Genomic DNA, 16,626 nt, shown 5'->3' on the forward strand with positions numbered 1-16,626 from the left:
CAGGCGGTGGCATGGGCTGCTAGACTCGGCCCCATGAACTGGGACGATCTGCGCATCATCGCCGCGGTGAGGGACGAGGGCACCTATGCCGGCGCCAGCGCGCGGCTCCGCATCGACGAGACCACCGTCGGCCGCCGGCTGGCGCGCATCCAGCGCGATCTCGGCGTGCCGCTGTTCGATGCCGTGGACGGGCTGCGGCGGCCGACGCGTCATTGCGAGGCGGTGCTCGAGCATGTCGGCGCGATGGCCGCCCATGCCGCGGCGATCGATCGCATCAAGGAGAGCCAGCCGGGCCCGGTCGGGCGCCTTCGCATCGCCTCGACCAATGCGGTCGCCGAGGAACTGCTGGCGCCGCGGGCGATCAACCTCCTGCGCGATCATCCCGGCCTGACCCTGCAATTCCTCACCTCCAGCGGCAACGTCAAATTCTCGCGCTGGCAAGCCGACCTCGCCATCCGCCTGCGCAAGCCCGAGAAGGGCGACTTCACCATCTCCAAGCTTGGTGACGTCAGGCTGTATTTCTTCGAGCCTGCCGACCGCTCGGGTGGCGAGCCGATCGCCTGCGTCTATCCGGACGAGCTCGACACGATCCCGGAATCGCAGTTCTTGCGTGCGAAGCGGCTGACGAACGTCCGTTGCATCACGGACAATGTCCGCATCATCAGAACCATGATCCAGTCGCATCAGGCCGTCGGCGTGCTGCCCGAGCACAGCTGCACCGCCTTGCTCGCCGACCGCGGCCTGCGCGCCACGCTGCTGTCGAAGCGGCGCGACGTCTGGCTGCTGGTGCAGAACCATCTCAAGCGCGACGCGGCGACGCGGGTGACGATCGACTGGGTGAGGCACTGCTTCAGGGAGGTGTCGCCCGGCTGACCGCCGGTGAGGTCCAGCCCTGCAAATTGAACGCGGTCCGCGCGATGTGCGACCAAGATCACGGAGCCGGGATTGCGCGTGCGCCAGAGTTGCGTAATCTCGCGGCGAGACCTGATCGGGGCAAGTGCATGACCACTCTTTCGGAAGCGATCCGGCCCTCGCGGGCGCAGGCGCGGGAATGGAAGGCGATCCTCATCCTGATCCTGCTGGTCCCGGTGCTGTGGTCGCCGCTGATCCTGTTTCGTTTCGTGCTCTATCAGCCGTTCAACATCCCCTCGGGTTCGATGGCGCCGACGCTGATGGTCGGCGACTACGTCTTCGCCGCCAAATATGCCTATGGCTACGGCCGCTACTCGATTCCCTTCGCGCCGTCCTTCATCTCGGGCCGCGTCCTGGCCGCCGACCCCGCATACGGCGACATCGTCGTGTTCCGGACCGCGAAGGACAATTCGGTCGACTACGTCAAGCGCGTGGTCGGGCTGCCCGGCGACCGCATTCAGACGCGGCAGGGTCAGCTCATCCTCAACGACCGTCCGGTGAGGCGCGTCGCCCTGGAAGCGAAGCCCGCCGGTTCGACCTGCGGAAGCGATGAGGAGGCGAAGGTCAAGCGCTGGCGCGAGACGCTGCCGAACGGCGCCTCCTATGTGACCAACGACTGCGACGACAACGGCTACCTCGACAACACCAGCGTCTTCACCGTGCCGCCAGGCCACTTCTTCGTGCTCGGCGACAACCGCGACAATTCCACCGACAGCCGGATGATGTCGACGTTCGGCTTCGTGCCGATGGACAACCTCATCGGCAAGGTGACGCGCATCTTCTGGTCGCTCGACGAAGACGGCGAGCCGCATATGGAGCGGCTGGGAAGGGTGGAGTGAGGCTTACTCCGTCATTCCGGGGCGATGCGCAGCATCGAGCCCGGAATCCATTGATCCGCGAGGTCAGACCGCAATTTGCGGATAGAGATCAATCCATTCAGGAGTCTTCTCTTCTATGAGCCGGATTTTCCATTCCCTCCGCCACTTCTTCAGTTCCTTCTCGCGGGTGATCGCGGTGATGGGGTCGTCGTAGATCTCGTACCAGACCAACCGATCGACAGAGTATCGTTTGCTGAACCCTGCAACGACTTTGCTTTTATGTTCGTAAGTGCGTCGGACAATCGTTCGTCACGCCTAGATAGAGCGTGCCGTATTTCTTGCTGGCGAGGAGGTAGACGTAATAGGCCATGAGCAAGCCGTGAAATGGATTCCGGGCTCGGCGCTTTGCGCCGCCCCGGAATGACGCTGGAGCGCTATCTTAACGTGTATCAAGGGAAAACAAAAACCCCGGCATCGCTGCCGGGGTTTCGTAGTTCTTGAGAACGTTGGACCCTTAGAAGTCCATGCCGCCCATGCCGCCGCCGGGGGGCATCGCCGGGCCGGCGCCGCCCTTCTTGGGCAGCTCGGCGACCATGGCTTCCGTGGTGATCAGGAGCGCTGCCACCGAAGCTGCGTTCTGGATCGCGGTACGGACCACCTTGGTCGGGTCGATGATGCCCTTCTTGACGAGGTCACCATATTCGCCGGTCTGGGAGTCGAAGCCGTAGGCGTAGGTCTTGTTCTCCAGCACCTTGCCGACGATCACGGAGCCGTCTTCACCGGCGTTGATCGCGATCTGGCGAGCGGGAGCCGACAGCGCCTTGCGCACGATCTCGACGCCGGTCTTCTGGTCGTCGTTCTTGGTGCGCAGGCCCTTGAGCTGCTCGGAAGCACGGAGCAGGGCGACGCCGCCGCCCGGGACGATGCCTTCCTCGACAGCCGCGCGGGTCGCATGCATCGCGTCATCAACGCGATCCTTGCGCTCCTTCACCTCGACCTCGGTCGCGCCGCCGACGCGGATCACCGCGACGCCGCCCGCGAGCTTGGCAAGACGCTCCTGGAGCTTCTCACGGTCGTAGTCCGAGGTGGTCTCCTCGATCTGCGCCTTGATCTGGGCCACGCGCGCCTCGATGTCGGCCTTCTTGCCGGCGCCGTTGACGATCGTGGTGTTCTCCTTGTCGATCATCACCTTCTTGGCGCGACCGAGCATGTTGAGCGTGACGTTCTCGAGCTTGATGCCGAGATCTTCCGAGATCGCCTGGCCGCCGGTCAGGATCGCGATGTCCTGCAGCATGGCCTTGCGGCGATCGCCGAAGCCCGGAGCCTTGACGGCCGCGACCTTCAGGCCGCCACGGAGGCGGTTCACGACCAGGGTCGCGAGCGCTTCACCTTCGACGTCTTCGGCGACGATGACCAGCGGCTTGCCGGTCTGCACCACGGCCTCGAGCAGCGGCAGCAGCTCGTTCAGCGAGGAGAGCTTCTTCTCGTTGATGAGGATGTAGGCGTCGTCCATCTCAACGCGCATCTTGTCGGCGTTGGTGACGAAGTAGGGCGAGATGTAGCCGCGGTCGAACTGCATGCCCTCGACGACGTCGAGCTCGGTCTCGAGCGACTTGGCTTCCTCGACGGTGATGACACCCTCGTTGCCGACCTTCTTCATGGCGTCGGCGAGGAACTTGCCGATCTCCGCGTCGCCGTTGGCCGAGATGGTGCCGACCTGGGCGATCTCGTCGTTCGAGGTGACCTTCTTGGAGTTCTTGACGAGGTCCGCAACGACGGCCTCGACCGCGAGGTCGATACCGCGCTTGAGGTCCATCGGGTTCATGCCGGCGGCCACCGACTTGGCGCCTTCGCGCACGATCGCCTGCGCCAGCACGGTCGCGGTGGTGGTGCCGTCGCCGGCCGCGTCAGCGGACTTGGAGGCGACTTCGCGCACCATCTGCGCGCCCATGTTCTCGAACTTGTCCTCGAGCTCGATCTCCTTGGCGACGGTGACGCCGTCCTTGGTGATGCGGGGAGCGCCGAACGACTTGTCGAGCACGACGTTGCGGCCCTTCGGGCCGAGCGTGACCTTCACCGCGTTGGCGAGGATGTCGACGCCGCGAAGCATCTTGTCGCGCGCATCGACGGAGAATTTGACTTCTTTAGCTGCCATCTGGATTTTTCCTTAGGTGTTTAGCTGGGTGAGAGAGGGGCTCTTAGGCCGCCTTCTTCTTGGAAGCGGGGACGTCGAGAACGCCCATGATGTCGCTTTCCTTCATGATCAAGAGATCGACGCCGTCGATCTTGACCTCGGTGCCGGACCACTTGCCGAACAGCACACGGTCGCCGACCTTCAGGTCGATCGGGATCAGCTTGCCGGCCTCGTCGCGGCCACCGGGGCCGACGGCGATGACTTCGCCCTGGGAGGGCTTTTCCTTGGCCGTGTCGGGAATGATGATGCCGCCAGCGGTCTTCTCTTCTGCGTCGATGCGCTTGACCACGACGCGGTCGTGAAGCGGACGGAAATTCATGCAGTCCTCCTAAGCAATTGCTCGGGTTGATGATTTCAGATTGTTAGCAGTCGCCGCCGGCGAGTGCCAGGCGGGCCAGCTTGAGATAAGGCAGGATTTTTGCGGGGGCAAGGGCTTCTAGCAGAAAAATAAGCACTCGGAAGCGCGGTCTGCCAAAATCTCATTCCCATCGTTAACCGAAGCCGAGCCCCGTATTAGCACGGTGCTGTATCTGCTGCTAACGCATTGAATTTCAACAGCTTGTTAAACTTTTGGGCTTGAGATGGATTGTCAGTTTGCGTCACATTTCTCTCATGTGAGCGCATCAGTACCGGGTGGCTCGTAAGGCGCACACCGACCAGGCCGCCCCCTTGAATGCGCTCCTGCAAAGGAGGTTGGCATGGGCTTGCGGAGTGGGGGCGTTTCCGAGGATTTCCGGAAACAGATGCTGGGTTACGGGCTGACGACGGCGCAAATTCTCTATCGGATGCCGGATCATCCCTCGCTGCTCCAGACCTACGTCTGGCAGAACTACGACATGTTTCCGAAATTCCCGGCGCTGAAGGATTTCCTGGCGTTCTGGCAGGAAAAGCTCGACGGTCCCCTCCATTCGGTCACTGTGGCGCATTCCAAGCTGATCAAGCCGGCCGAGCTGCGCGCCGTGGACGGCGTATTCCGGCTGCATTGAGGCGAACAGCGGTTTCGTCGGTGGGCAAAGGCGCGCTCTTGGCGCGCCGTGCCCACCATCTGCCTCTGATTGAGAGAGGTCGTGGGAACGCTTTCGCCTTGCCAACCCTGCGATATCTCCATTGCGGCTGCGTCGAGCGAACGCCCTAGCCGCGTGATCGCCTGAGCCGCAATCAGGCGCCTTCGCTGCAATAGCGTCTCCACATCGCGCGATAGGCCTCGTCCACAGCGCGCCCGTATGAGACGGGGTTGCTGGCGGCTGCGGCCCGGATCGTGTCAGGCAGTTCGCGGCGCAGTTTGTCGAGCTCGCTGATCTCTGAGGCTCGGCTCGTTGCGATGTCGATATAGGCTTCACGGCTATCGGTGACCCAGTCCGGCAGGCCAAGCGCCGTGAGGATGGAGCCGGCAGCACGGCTCGGCAGGCTGTTGCCGAGCTTCGCGACCACCGGCACGCCCATCTGCAGGGCTTCCCACGTACTGACGCCGCCATTCTGCGGGAACGGGTCGAGGCAGATGTCGACGCGATTGAACGATGCCAGATGTTCGCTTCGCAAGGTGGCCCCGAGCAATTCGACGCGTTCGGCCGGCAATCCGCAAGAACCGAACCGCGCCAGGAGATTTTCGCGGACCATCTCGTCATCCAGCGCGACATCCTTGATCAGCAGTCGCGAGCCCGGCACCTGCTCGAGGATCCTGGACCAGACCTGCGCGGCCTCGTCCGAAATCTTGCTGATGCGGTTGAAGACGCCGAAGGTGACGAAGCCGTTCGAGATCGCGGGCGTAGGCGCCCGCGCAATCCCGTCCGGCAGCGGCGCCAGCGTCACGAAGCATGGCAGGTCGACGACGGTCTCCGCAAACAGATGCCGGACGCCGTGAGGAATCGCGACCGGGTCCGACATCAGATAGTCGATCGTCGGCAGCCCGGTGCCCGTGCCGTGGCCCCAGCCATGGACCTGGATCGGCGCCGGCTTGCGCGCAAACACGCCGAGGCGGTTGCCTCTGGTATGGCCGGACAGATCGATCAGGATGTCGATGCCGTCAGCGCGGATCTCGTCGGCGAGGCGATCCTCGGTCCATTGCGAGGCGTCGCGCCAGCGATCGGCGATCTTCTGAAATTCGCCGGTCGTCGCATCCACTTTCGACGAGCAGGCGTAGCACACGATCTCGAACTGTGCCCGGTCGTGGTGTTGAAGGACCGGCATGAAGATCAACGCGGCCGAATGCGCGTTGAAATCCGACGAGACATAGCCGAGCACCAGGCGGCGGTCCGGATCGCGGCTGTTGCCGTGCGGTCTTGCCGCTTCCGAAGCGATTTTCGCGCCGACACGCTCCCACCACACCTGCCGCGCCTGCTGATGCCGTTCGACGGTGGCGTCTCCGGCAAAGTCGAGCGTGAATATCTTGTTGGAGATCGCGCTCTGCAGGTCAGGCTGGATGTCGAGCGCCCTGTCGAAACTGGCGAGGGCTTCGTCGACCCGGCCAAGTCCGGCGAGGCAGAGGCCCAGCACCAGATGAGCCTGAATGGAGCCGGGATCGATCGCGAGAGCCTGCTCGCAATCGTGCGAGGCCTGGGCAATCTGCTGGATCTGGAGCAGCACACCGGCCCTTGCGAGCCACCCATTCGCGTCGTCGGGTGCCAGCGCGATGGCCCGATTGCCGTCTGCCAGGGCTTCGTCAAATCGCTGAAGTTCCCGCAAAGCGGTGGCGCGGTTCGCGAGCGCCGCGGCGTAATTGGGCTTGATCGACAGCGCACGGTTCAAGCTTGCGACGGCCTCGTCATAGCTGCGCTGACGGCAGAGCGCCCAACCCCGGCCGTTATGGGCTTCGGCAAGGTTCGGGTCGAGTGCGAGCGCCTTGTCATAGCTGTGCAGCGCTTCCTCGTGAAGCTCCAGGGCCACGCTCGCATTGCCGAGATTGGAAAGCGTGACGGCATGGTTGGGCCGCAAGGCGAGGGACTTTCGGTAGCTCGCGCAGGCCTCGTCGTGACGCCGGAGGCCGTTGAGGGCGATGCCGAGGCTCATATGGGCATCGGCAGATCGTGGATCGGCAGCGACCGCCCGGCGCAGCAGGCTTTCGGCCTGCTGATAGTTCTTGGCATCGGACTCCATGATGCCGAGCATGTGCAGCGCGACGACTTGGTTGGGCGCGAGCTGAAGGACTTGGCGATAGGCGGCCTGCGCCTCCGGCAGAAGTCCCATCTTGTGCAGCTGGAGAGCGTGCCCGACCAGCGGCAGCACTTCCGCCTTTTGCCGCTTCTGAAGCCGGGCATTCTGAAATGCACGCTGACCTACGCTGCCGCCCATGAATCAAGTCCCCCAGAATCTCCCTGCAAGATTAATTCAGCGAGAAAGCGAATACGAGATAAGGGCCGTTCGCGACGACAGCTTCGGACAAGCTACGATCTTCGGGTGACCAGCCTTACGCCCCGCAATTGCTGCCTCGTCCAAGACTGGCTAGTCTGCCTTCGGGGCGCACCCGTCCGGCGGGCACGGCTCCGATCAGGGAGGCAGACAATGGCCAAGCAAAAGGCATCAAGACCCGCGGCGAAGACCGCAGTGAAGAAGCGCAGCGGCGTGAAGGCGGCGGCGCGATCGCCGGCGCGCAAGGCGGTGAAGGCGAAGGCACCCGTCGCGGCTCCGAAAAAGCCCGCGCGCCCGAGACAACGCATCGCGATCAGCCATCACCGCGAGGAAGACTTCAAGGCCGACGGCCTGCGCGCCTACGCCAAGTACCGCGACCTCGGCATTGCCGATGCGACACATGGTCTTGCGCAAGCGCATGTGATCCGCCTGCAAGGCCCGTGCAATCCGGCCGAGGTCTCGAAGCTGCACTTCCACGACGTCGAGTTCCAGATGGTCTATGTGCTCAAGGGCTGGGTGAAGACCTACATGGACGGGCAGGGCGAGACCTTGATGAAGGAAGGCAGTGCCTGGACCCAGCCGCCGAAGATCAAGCACATGATCCTGGATTATTCGGATGACGTCGAGCTGCTGGAGGTGATCCTGCCGGCGGAGTTCAGGACGGTGGAGCTGAAGGCGTAGGCGCGTGCCTCTTGTAGCCCGGATGACGCGGGGCAACTAGCGCCCAAGATAGCCCAGTTCCGCACTCATGATCTTGCGAGCATATTCGGCGAAGGCATCGATCAGGCGGCTGCGCGCGGCATAAGGCGGGTAGAGCAGTGCGATCGTCACGGGGACGGCGGGGCTGAAGGGGCGGGTGATCAGTGCCGCGCTCGCGCTTTCGTCGTGCGCGGCAACCGGGTTGATGATGCTGATGCCGAGACCAGCCGCGACCAGAGCACAGACCGATGCGCCGAGATCCGTCTCCGCAACAATGCGGCGCGTGACGCCCGCCTGCGCGAAGATCGTATCGATGCGATCGTGGAGTGGACTCCCCGTGGCGAAGGAGATGAACGCCTCATCGGCAAAATCGGCGGGGCGCAGCGTTTTCTTTTGCGCAAGACGATGCCCCTTCGGCATGATTGCGACGCATTTGGTCTTGAGCACGGGCTCGACATTCACTCCCGCAACCTCGCCGTAGAGCATGGCGAGCCCCGTGTCGCAAAGCCCGGAGCTGATCCAATCGTGTACGGCGCTCGCCGTGCCGGATCGGATCGAGATCATCACGTGCGGATAGTCGATCTTGAAGCGCGCCGCGATGTGCGTCAGCAGGCCGCCGGCCAGGCGCGGCATCGCCGCAACGCTGAGCCGCCCCATGCCGAAGGAACGGATGCTGGCTGCGCTGGCCTCGAGGCCGGCCAGGCCGATGAAAGTCTTCTCGACCTCCTGGAAGAAGCGCGATCCCTCCACCGTCGGGCGGAGGCGGCCGCCACTGCGGTCGAACAGCGGGAGTTGCGTGATCGCTTCCAGCTGTCCGATCAGGCGGCTGATTTGGGGCTGCGAGGTATGCATGCGCTGGGCAGCCTGCGTCATCGATCCCGTCTGGAAGACGGCCCGAAATGCCTCCACGTGCTTCAAGCCCATGCGTCTGGCGGCCATATCAAATCCGTATAGGAGAGTGTGAAACGGGAATTTCCATCAGATCGAGCTTTTGGGCGATAGTCCAGAGCATGAGGCCGTTCGCGGGGAGCTCTGCCGTGGCTCACGCCGCGGGCGGGCATTTGCGACGAGAGGGGGATGTCATGAAAGCGACCGTCATCAAGACACTGGCCACGGCGATCGCCGCTGCATGTCTTGTTTCGAACCCGGCCCTGGCGCAGGGTGCGAGCAGGCTGGACAAGATCCGCGAGAGTGGTTCGATTTCCTTGGGGTATCCCGAGACCTCGGTGCCCTTCGCCTATCTCGACGACAACCAGAAGCCGATCGGCTACACCGTGGAAATCTGCGAACATGTGGTGCAGGCGATCAAGACGGCCCTCAAGCTCCCCAAGCTCGAGACACGCTACGCGCCCATAACCTCGGCGACGCGTCTTCAGCTGCTCGCCAATGGGACGATCGATCTCGAATGCGGCAACACCACCAATAATCTCGAGCGGCACAAACTCGTCGCCTTTTCTCCCACCATCTTCGTTGCGCAGGTCGTCCTCGTCGCGCGCAAGGATGGCGGGGTCGACGTCAACGACCCGGCTTCGTTTCGCGGCAAGGCCATCGCCGCCCAGGCCGGTGGCCAGACTTTCAAGGTGATTACGCTGATCAACGCCAAGAACAATCTCGGCATCACCGTCGTGCCGGCCAAGGACACGGCCGAGACCTTCCTGATGCTGTCGTCGGGCCGGGCGGCCGGTACCGCCAACGATGACGGTCTTGCCTATGCTACGGTCGCCTCGTCGAGGACACCGGATGACTTCCTGATCGGCAGCAAGAGTCTCGAGCTGGCTCCTTACGGCATCGTCGAACCCAAGGATGATCCTGCTTTCAAGAAAGTCGTCGACGACGCCGTGATCGATCTGATCAAGAACGGACGGATTGCGGCGCTCTACGACAAATATTTCAATTCGCCGATCCCGCCGCATGGCCTCAACCTGAAATTCCCGATGAGCGCGGCCCTGAAGCGGGCGCTGGCGAACCCGACCGATTCCGGCGACCCGGCGGTCTACGAATGATGCGCAAGGCGCTCTAGGACGTCCGTCATGGCACAGCAAAACGAAACAAACTCGGCGGCCGCCGACTTGCCGCCCATCGACCTGCGCAGCGATACGGTCACCAAGCCGACCGAGGCGATGTACGCCCGCATGGCCTCGGCGCCGCTGGGCGATGACGGGCTGGACGGCGACCCCACGGCGCGGGAGTTGGAGGCCGTTGCGGCTGTGGCCTTGGGCAAGGAGGCCGGCTTGTTCGTGCCGAGCTGCACTTTGGCCAATCTCCTGGCGACGCTCGCTCAGTCGGAGCGCAGCGAACAGGTCGTGCTGGAATCGACCGCTCATATGTATGTGTCTGAACGAGGCGCGGCGACGTTGACGGGGCTGTTCCACCTTCCTGTCGCCGGGACCGCCGGCGCGATGGACCTGAATTTGCTCGAGGACGCCCTGCAGGGCGAGGGGCTCAAGCTCAAGACCGCCCTTGTCGCGATGGAAACCTCGCACAACAATGCGAGCGGCGCCGTGCTGCCGCTGGAGCACATGCAGGCCGTCCACGCCATGGCCTCATCTCGCGGCGTCCCGGTGCATCTCGACGGAGCGAGGATCTTCAACGCCGCAACCGCCCTTGGCGTGGCGCCGGATCAGGTCGCGAGGCATTGCGACACGGTCGCCCTGTGTCTGTCGAAGGGCCTGAGTGCGCCGGCCGGCGCCGTGCTCGCCGGGCCGCGCGCCGTGATCGACAGGAGCCGCAGGTTTCGCCGCATGCTGGGGGGCTCGCAGCGCCAGATCGGCGTCCTTGCTGCAGCGGGCCTGGAGGCCGTTCAGGTCATGGGGCAGCGTCTGGCGCAGGATCACAGGCGAGCGCGCGCCCTGAGTGATGCGTTGAACAAGATGCATCCAGAGGTGAGTGCGACAATCCCGCAGACGAATATCGTGCAGGTCGATGTCTCCCGCTCCGGGCGTGACGGCGCCGCGTGGTCTGCGGCTCTGGAGAAGGCTGGCGTGAAGGCGAGACCTTGGGGCAAACAGCGACTGCGCTGTGTGACCCACCGCCATATCGACGATGCGGATATTGATCGCGCCGCCATGACATTTCGCCTCGTGGCGGAAACTTTCGCTTAGAAAGGCCTACGCCAGCACCCCCACCACCGCGCCCATCAGGCACGTCGTCAGCGTCCCAGACACGATCGACTTCAGCCCGAGCGTGTTGATCTCCTCGCGCCGCTCCGGCGCCATCACGCCGAGGCCGCCGATCATGATGCCGAGGCTGGCGAAATTGGCGAAGCCGCACATCGCGTAGAGCATGATCAGGCGCGAGCGCGGGTCGAGCGCGCCGGGCGGCAGCTTCGAGAAATCGACATAGGCGATCAATTCGTTGAGCACGGTCTTGGTGCCCATCAGGCTGCCGGCGGTGACGGCCTGATCCCACGGCAATCCCATCAGCCAGCAGACCGGCGCCATCACGAGGCCGAGCAGGCGCTGCAGCGAGATCGCTGCGCCGCCGATGGCGGGCAGCAGGCCGAGCATGGCGTTGACGAGATAGACCAGCGCCACCAGCACCAGCAGCATCGCGACGATGTTGAGCAGCAGCTCGAGACCGGCGGTGGTGCCCTTCACGATCGCGTCCATTGTGCCGGCGACGTGCATCTCCGGGTCTTCCAGCGCGCCGCCGGTGCGCTTGTCCGAGGTCTCGGGCACCATGATCAGGCTGACGAGGATCGCGGCCGGCGCCCCCAGCACGGACGCGATCACGAAATGCGCGGCGGCATCCGGGATGAGGGGCGCGAGCAGCGTCGCGTAGAGGACCAGCACCGTGCCGGCGATGCCCGCCATGCCGCCGGTCATCACCAGGAACAATTCGCTGCGGGTCATCTGCGCGAGATAGGGCCGAACGAACAGCGGCGCCTCGACCATGCCGAGAAAGATATTGGCCGCGGTCGACAGGCCCACCGCGCCGCCGACCCCCAGCGTCCGCTCCAGCAGCCAGGCCATGCCGCGGACAATAGGCGGCAGCACGCGCCAGTAGAACAGCAGCGTCGTCAGCACGCTCATCACCAGCACGATCGGCAGCGCCTGGAACGCCAGGATGAAATCGGCGCCGGGCACCTTGAGGTCGAAGGGCAGGGTGCCGCCGCCGACATAGCCGAACACGAAGGCGGAGCCGGCGCGCGAGGCCGCCGAGATCGCACCGACCGCGTCGTTGATGGCGCCGAAGGCGTGCGCGACGACCGGCAGCTTCAGGAGCACGATCGCGGTGGCGAAGGTGACGAGCAGGCCGACCGCGGCCTGGCGCAGCGACACGGCGCGCCGATTCTCCGCGAGCGCGAAGGCGATCAACAGCAATGCGAAAATGCCGAGTGCCGATTGCAAGCGCAGCATGATGTCCCCAAACCCTCAATGATTATGGCCGCGCCCGCGCTGCAAAGGCAATGCCGGGAGCGGCTGGAAGCGCCCCACTGTTGACAAGCCGGTCGACCTCGGTCACGCGAGGCCCCGTCCACGTCGAAGGGGGAGAGCGGTCCGAGGGTGACCCGAAAGGCGATGCCAGAGCAGCCAATATCCGGACATCCGCCGGTCAGCGCCCGCGCGCTTCTTGCGCACCGCGCGTTCCTGTTCTTCCTGCTTTCGCGCAGCCTGTCGCGTTTTTCCAGCCAGATCGCGGCGGTCGCGATCGGCTGGCAGATCTACGATCTCACCGGATCGGCCTTCGATCTCGGCATGGTCGGCCTCGTCCAGTTCCTGCCCACCGCGCTCCTGGTGTTCGTCGCCGGCCATGCCGCCGACCGCTTCGAGCGCAAGCGCGTGGTCCAGCTCTGCCAGCTCGTGGAGGCCGCGACCGCGCTCTATCTCGCCATCATCACCTATGTCGGCGCGGTCAGTGAAGTGCAGATCTTCATCGCGACCTTCCTGCTCGGGATCGCCGGCGCGTTCGAGAGCCCGACCACGGCGGCGCTGCTGCCGCTGATCGCGCCGCAGGGCTCGCTGCAGCGCGCCACCGCCGTCTCCAGCGGCGCGGCGCAGGTCGCAACCATCACGGGCCCTGCGCTGGGCGGCTTGGCCTATGCACTCGCACCGCATCTTGCCTATGCCATGATGGTGCTGTTCTGGATCTTCGGGATGATCCTGACCGGCTTCATCCGGCCGCGCCCGCAGGCCATCGCGAAGGCGGGGACGGAGACGGACAATATCTTCGCCGGCGTCCGCTTCATTCGCAGCAATCCGGCGATCCTCGGCACCATCTCGCTGGATCTGTTCGCGGTGCTGTTCGGCGGCGTCACCGCGCTGTTGCCGATCTATGCCCGCGACATCCTGCAGACCGGCCCGGTCGGGCTCGGCGTGTTGCGCGCCGCGCCCGCGGTCGGCGCGCTGCTGATGACCATGGTGCTGGCACGTCACGCCATCTCACGGCACGTGGGCCTGCGCATGTTCCAGGCCGTGATCGTGTTCGGTCTTGCCACCATCGTGTTCGCGCTGTCGTCCTGGATGTGGCTGTCGGTGCTGTCGCTCGCCGTGCTCGGCGCCGCCGACACGATCAGCGTCGTGATCCGCTTTTCGCTGGTGCAGCTCTCGACCCCCGACGAGATGCGCGGCCGGGTCGGCGCGGTGAACTTCCTGTTCATCAACGCCTCCAACCAGCTCGGCCAGTTCGAAAGCGGCGTGGCGGCAGCGCTGCTTGGCGCCATGCCCGCCGCCGTGCTCGGCGGCGTTGCCACCGTCGCGGTGGCGCTGCTCTGGATGAAGCTGTTCCCGAGCCTGCGGAAGGTGGAGAGCTTGGAGTAGGGGAAGCCTCGTGTCCCGGACAAGCCGCAACGCATCAGCGTTGCGGTGCAGAGCCGGGACCCAGAAGGCCAAGCAGGAGATCTCGGAGGCATGGGCCCGGCTCGGCAGCGCGTCATTGCCTGCCGCGCAGCGTCCGGGGCACGAGGGCACTGTGCTCGCAATGACGATTGTTGAGACAGCGCGGCGACTTAACGCGCATTGCCCCCGCAACCAAGCAGCAGCAGGCGCCACTTGACGCCTACTGTGCATGGGGTTGTTTTTCAATTTTTGAGTCCGCCGGCCTTCCGGAAAGGGCGGTGTGTATGGGGCGCCACACGAACGGCGTATTCCTACCGGCAAGGTCGTCGTCGGGATCGGTCTCTACGCAGGATAGACGGGAAGATGGGCCGGCGATCACGATTGTTAGCCCTGGCATGGCTTGCTCTGACCGGCGGTACGTTCGCCGCTCATGCGATGACCAGAAGCATGGTCGAAATGATCTGTCCCTATGACGGCGTCAAATTCACTTTCAGTGCGCAGAACTCCGGTACGTCCCTCGACCAGCAGCTCGACCGGATGCCGGTCGGGGCCATCGAAAGTCCGTGGCCGCTGGCGAGCTGTCCGACGAATGGATTTGTTTTCGTCAAGGCGAAGTACGAGGATGACGAACTTGAACGGCTTCGGCCTTTGATCCTGTCTCCGGAGTTTCAAGGCATCAGGAGCGAGATGCCCTATTACCGTGCGGCGTGGATCGTGGGGCACACTGGTGCATCTCATGCGGCGGTATCAAATCTGCTGCTGCAGGCGACATGGGAGGCGGGACGAGCCGACCTTGTCGAACGCCTGAAGGCGCCTGGCGGGCCCACAAGGATCGGTTCGGACTCTGTCCGGCGCCTGATGGCCGAGGGCACGACCGGCGAACGCTACACGCGCTATGCGACTGAATTGCTCGCGCGGCTGGCCGTGGACGTTGCCGACACGACGAGGAGCGCAGAAGAGCGCATGTCCGATCGCCTTCTGACCGGTGAAATACTGCGCCGCCTTGGCCGGTTCGAAGAGGCCGACCGCCACTTCGCGACAATGGTCGGTGATCTTGCGCCCGACAGCAAGGAAGCAACGTTGGCCGCATTTCAACGACAGTTGATCGCGGCCAAGGATCGTGGGCTTCATCTGGTATCAGAAGCCCTCGGCAAGAAGTAGCGGTTCTAGCCCCGTCCGACGAACGGCATCTTGGTCGCCATCACCGTCATGGTCAGCACGTTGGCGTCGAGCGGCAGGCCGGCCATGTAGGCGACGGCGTCGCCGACCGCTTTCGCGTCCATGCGCGGCTCGTGCTTGGTGGTGCCGTCGGGCTGCAGCACGCCGGGGCCGTTGACCATGCGATCGGTCATCGGGGTTGCGGCATTGCCGATGTCGACCTGGCCGACCGCGATGTCGTACATGCGGCCGTCGAGGTTAGAGGCCTTGGTCAGGCCGGTGATGGCGTGCTTGGTCGAGGTGTAGGCCGCCGAGAACGGCCGCGGCGCGTGCGCCGAGATCGAGCCGTTGTTGATGATGCGGCCGCCGCGCGGGCTCTGGTCCTTCATGATGCGGAAGGCGTGCTGGGTGCACAGGAACGGGCCGGTGAGGTTGGTGTTCACCACCGCCTGCCACTGATCGAGGCTGAGGTCCTCGAAAGGGATCGCGGGCGCGCCCATGCCGGCATTGTTGAACAGCACGTCCAAGCGGCCATAGGTCGCCTTCACCTTGTCGAACAACGCGGCGATCGAGTCGGGCTTGGTCATGTCGGCGGTGACGCACAGGCTCTTGCCGGCGGGACCGAGCTTTGCGGTCTCCTCGAGCATCTCCATCCGGCGCCCGACCAGCACCACGGTGAAGCCGGTGTTCATCAGCGCCAGCGACGCCGCGCGTCCGACGCCGGTGCCGGCGCCCGTCACCACGGCGATCTTCTTTGCTTCACTCATCGTTTCCTGCCTTTTCTCTCTTCAAGGTCTCTTGGTTGTCAGGTCTTGGGTTCTTTTTCGTTCTTGTAGGGCGGGCGCGGAATGTTCTGATGCGCCGCACGCAGCGCCGCCGACCAGCGCGAGCGCAGATCGTGGAAATAGGGCTCACCCGCCTCGATGCGGTGGTTGAGGTCGGCCTCGCAGGCGTCCGAGCGCACCACCAGCACGTCGATCGGCAGGCCGACGCCGAGGTTCGAGCGCATGGTCGAGTCCATCGAGATCAGGCCGGTCTTCAGTGCCTCGTAGAGTTCGACGTCGTAATGCATGGCGCGGTCGAGCACCGGCTTGCCGTATTTGTGCTCGCCGATCTGCAAGTAGGGGGTGTCGGTGGTGCACTCGATGAAATTGCCGGCGGTGTAAACCATGAACAGGCGCATGCGCGCGCCCTTGATCTGGCCGCCGAACAGGAAGGAGACGTCGAAGGACACGTCCTCGGACTTCAGGGCCGGCCCTTCGGTGGCGTGCACGGCGCGAATGGCCCGGCCGATACGCTGGGCCGCCTGGAACATGGTCGGCGCGTTCATCAGCGTCTCGATCTCGCCCGTGTCGGGGTCCTCGAGGCCTTCGGTCAGCGTGGAGAGCACCGACTGGCTGATGGCGAGGTTGCCGGCGCTGGCGATCGCCATGATGCGCTCGCCGGGCTTTGAGAAGATGTGCAGCTTGCGGAAGGTCGAGACGTTGTCGAGGCCTGCATTGGTGCGGGTATCGGCGATCATCACCAGACCGTCCCGAACCAGGATTCCGCAACAATAGGTCATTTCCAGTCCCCGAACGCGTTTGCGCGGAATTACTAGCCAATTTCGCCGGCCGCTCCAACCCCCGATTCCGATCGTCATTCCGGGGCGCGACGAAGTCGCGAGCCCGGAATCCATTGCGCGGTAGAGTTCGTGGATCAATGGATTCCGGGTTCGCGCTAC

15 protein-coding genes and 1 pseudogene are annotated in these 16,626 nt (G+C 64.4%); 8 read left to right on the plus strand and 8 right to left on the minus strand.

Annotated elements, in window-relative coordinates:
* Positions 1 to 33: 33 nt before the first annotated feature.
* Together TSA1_RS13185 and lepB are read left to right on the plus strand one after the other, a co-directional pair.
* Positions 34 to 873, plus strand: a complete 840-nt coding sequence (locus TSA1_RS13185; protein WP_100176748.1) for a LysR family transcriptional regulator — start codon at positions 34 to 36, stop codon at positions 871 to 873.
* 128 nt (positions 874 to 1,001) lie between these two features.
* A complete protein-coding gene (gene lepB / locus TSA1_RS13190) occupies positions 1,002 to 1,751 on the plus strand; it encodes a signal peptidase I (RefSeq protein WP_100176749.1) in 750 nt (249 codons plus the stop codon).
* A 63-nt stretch (positions 1,752 to 1,814) separates the two neighbouring features.
* On the opposite strand, the pseudogene TSA1_RS13195 reads toward lepB, so the two are convergent.
* From TSA1_RS13195 to TSA1_RS13205, 3 genes and pseudogenes are all read right to left on the minus strand, one after another.
* A pseudogene (locus TSA1_RS13195) lies at positions 1,815 to 2,100 on the minus strand (GIY-YIG nuclease family protein).
* Positions 2,101 to 2,244: 144 nt separating this feature from the next.
* Positions 2,245 to 3,885 carry a chaperonin GroEL gene (gene groL, locus TSA1_RS13200; protein WP_100176750.1) on the minus strand — a complete coding sequence of 547 codons (1,641 nt, stop codon included), beginning with the start codon at positions 3,883 to 3,885 and terminating at the stop codon, positions 2,245 to 2,247.
* Between the two features lie 43 nt (positions 3,886 to 3,928).
* Positions 3,929 to 4,243, minus strand: a complete 315-nt coding sequence (locus TSA1_RS13205; protein ID WP_097658337.1) for a co-chaperone GroES — start codon at positions 4,241 to 4,243, stop codon at positions 3,929 to 3,931.
* Positions 4,244 to 4,622: 379 nt separating this feature from the next.
* Between TSA1_RS13205 and TSA1_RS13210 the strand changes: the two genes are divergently transcribed.
* Positions 4,623 to 4,910, plus strand: coding sequence for an usg protein (locus TSA1_RS13210; RefSeq protein ID WP_028177340.1), 288 nt, complete (start codon positions 4,623 to 4,625; stop codon positions 4,908 to 4,910).
* A 172-nt stretch (positions 4,911 to 5,082) separates the two neighbouring features.
* Here TSA1_RS13210 and TSA1_RS13215 read toward each other — a convergent pair whose 3' ends face one another.
* On the minus strand, positions 5,083 to 7,212 hold the full coding sequence (locus TSA1_RS13215) for an O-linked N-acetylglucosamine transferase, SPINDLY family protein (RefSeq protein ID WP_100176751.1): 2,130 nt from the start codon (positions 7,210 to 7,212) through the stop codon (positions 5,083 to 5,085).
* Between the two features lie 210 nt (positions 7,213 to 7,422).
* Between TSA1_RS13215 and TSA1_RS13220 the strand changes: the two genes are divergently transcribed.
* Entirely contained in the window at positions 7,423 to 7,950 is a 528-nt protein-coding gene (locus tag TSA1_RS13220; protein WP_100176752.1) for a cupin domain-containing protein, read from the plus strand.
* 36 nt (positions 7,951 to 7,986) lie between these two features.
* Here TSA1_RS13220 and TSA1_RS13225 read toward each other — a convergent pair whose 3' ends face one another.
* Positions 7,987 to 8,907 carry a LysR substrate-binding domain-containing protein gene (locus tag TSA1_RS13225; RefSeq protein WP_100176753.1) on the minus strand — a complete coding sequence of 307 codons (921 nt, stop codon included), beginning with the start codon at positions 8,905 to 8,907 and terminating at the stop codon, positions 7,987 to 7,989.
* A 143-nt stretch (positions 8,908 to 9,050) separates the two neighbouring features.
* Between TSA1_RS13225 and TSA1_RS13230 the strand changes: the two genes are divergently transcribed.
* Positions 9,051 to 9,971: an amino acid ABC transporter substrate-binding protein gene (locus tag TSA1_RS13230; RefSeq protein WP_100176754.1), complete on the plus strand. Its 921-nt coding sequence runs from the start codon at positions 9,051 to 9,053 to the stop codon at positions 9,969 to 9,971.
* 27 nt (positions 9,972 to 9,998) lie between these two features.
* A complete protein-coding gene (locus TSA1_RS13235) occupies positions 9,999 to 11,069 on the plus strand; it encodes a threonine aldolase family protein (protein WP_100176755.1) in 1,071 nt (356 codons plus the stop codon).
* Between the two features lie 6 nt (positions 11,070 to 11,075).
* Here the strand turns inward: TSA1_RS13235 and TSA1_RS13240 are convergent, their stop codons facing one another.
* Positions 11,076 to 12,326: a NupC/NupG family nucleoside CNT transporter gene (locus TSA1_RS13240; protein ID WP_100176756.1), complete on the minus strand. Its 1,251-nt coding sequence runs from the start codon at positions 12,324 to 12,326 to the stop codon at positions 11,076 to 11,078.
* A gap of 162 nt (positions 12,327 to 12,488) precedes the next feature.
* On the opposite strand from TSA1_RS13240, the gene TSA1_RS13245 reads away from it, so the two are divergent.
* Together TSA1_RS13245 and TSA1_RS13250 are read left to right on the plus strand one after the other, a co-directional pair.
* Positions 12,489 to 13,727, plus strand: coding sequence for an MFS transporter (locus tag TSA1_RS13245; protein WP_100176757.1), 1,239 nt, complete (start codon positions 12,489 to 12,491; stop codon positions 13,725 to 13,727).
* 381 nt (positions 13,728 to 14,108) lie between these two features.
* Entirely contained in the window at positions 14,109 to 14,906 is a 798-nt protein-coding gene (locus TSA1_RS13250) for a hypothetical protein (RefSeq protein WP_100176758.1), read from the plus strand.
* A gap of 5 nt (positions 14,907 to 14,911) precedes the next feature.
* On the opposite strand, the gene TSA1_RS13255 is transcribed toward TSA1_RS13250, so the two are convergent.
* Together TSA1_RS13255 and TSA1_RS13260 are read right to left on the minus strand one after the other, a co-directional pair.
* Positions 14,912 to 15,670 carry an SDR family oxidoreductase gene (locus TSA1_RS13255; protein WP_100176759.1) on the minus strand — a complete coding sequence of 253 codons (759 nt, stop codon included), beginning with the start codon at positions 15,668 to 15,670 and terminating at the stop codon, positions 14,912 to 14,914.
* 38 nt (positions 15,671 to 15,708) lie between these two features.
* Positions 15,709 to 16,467: a proteasome-type protease gene (locus tag TSA1_RS13260; protein ID WP_100176760.1), complete on the minus strand. Its 759-nt coding sequence runs from the start codon at positions 16,465 to 16,467 to the stop codon at positions 15,709 to 15,711.
* Positions 16,468 to 16,626: the final 159 nt, after the last annotated feature.

The organism is Bradyrhizobium nitroreducens, from assembly GCF_002776695.1.
Taxonomy (GTDB): Bacteria; Pseudomonadota; Alphaproteobacteria; order Rhizobiales; family Xanthobacteraceae; genus Bradyrhizobium; species Bradyrhizobium nitroreducens.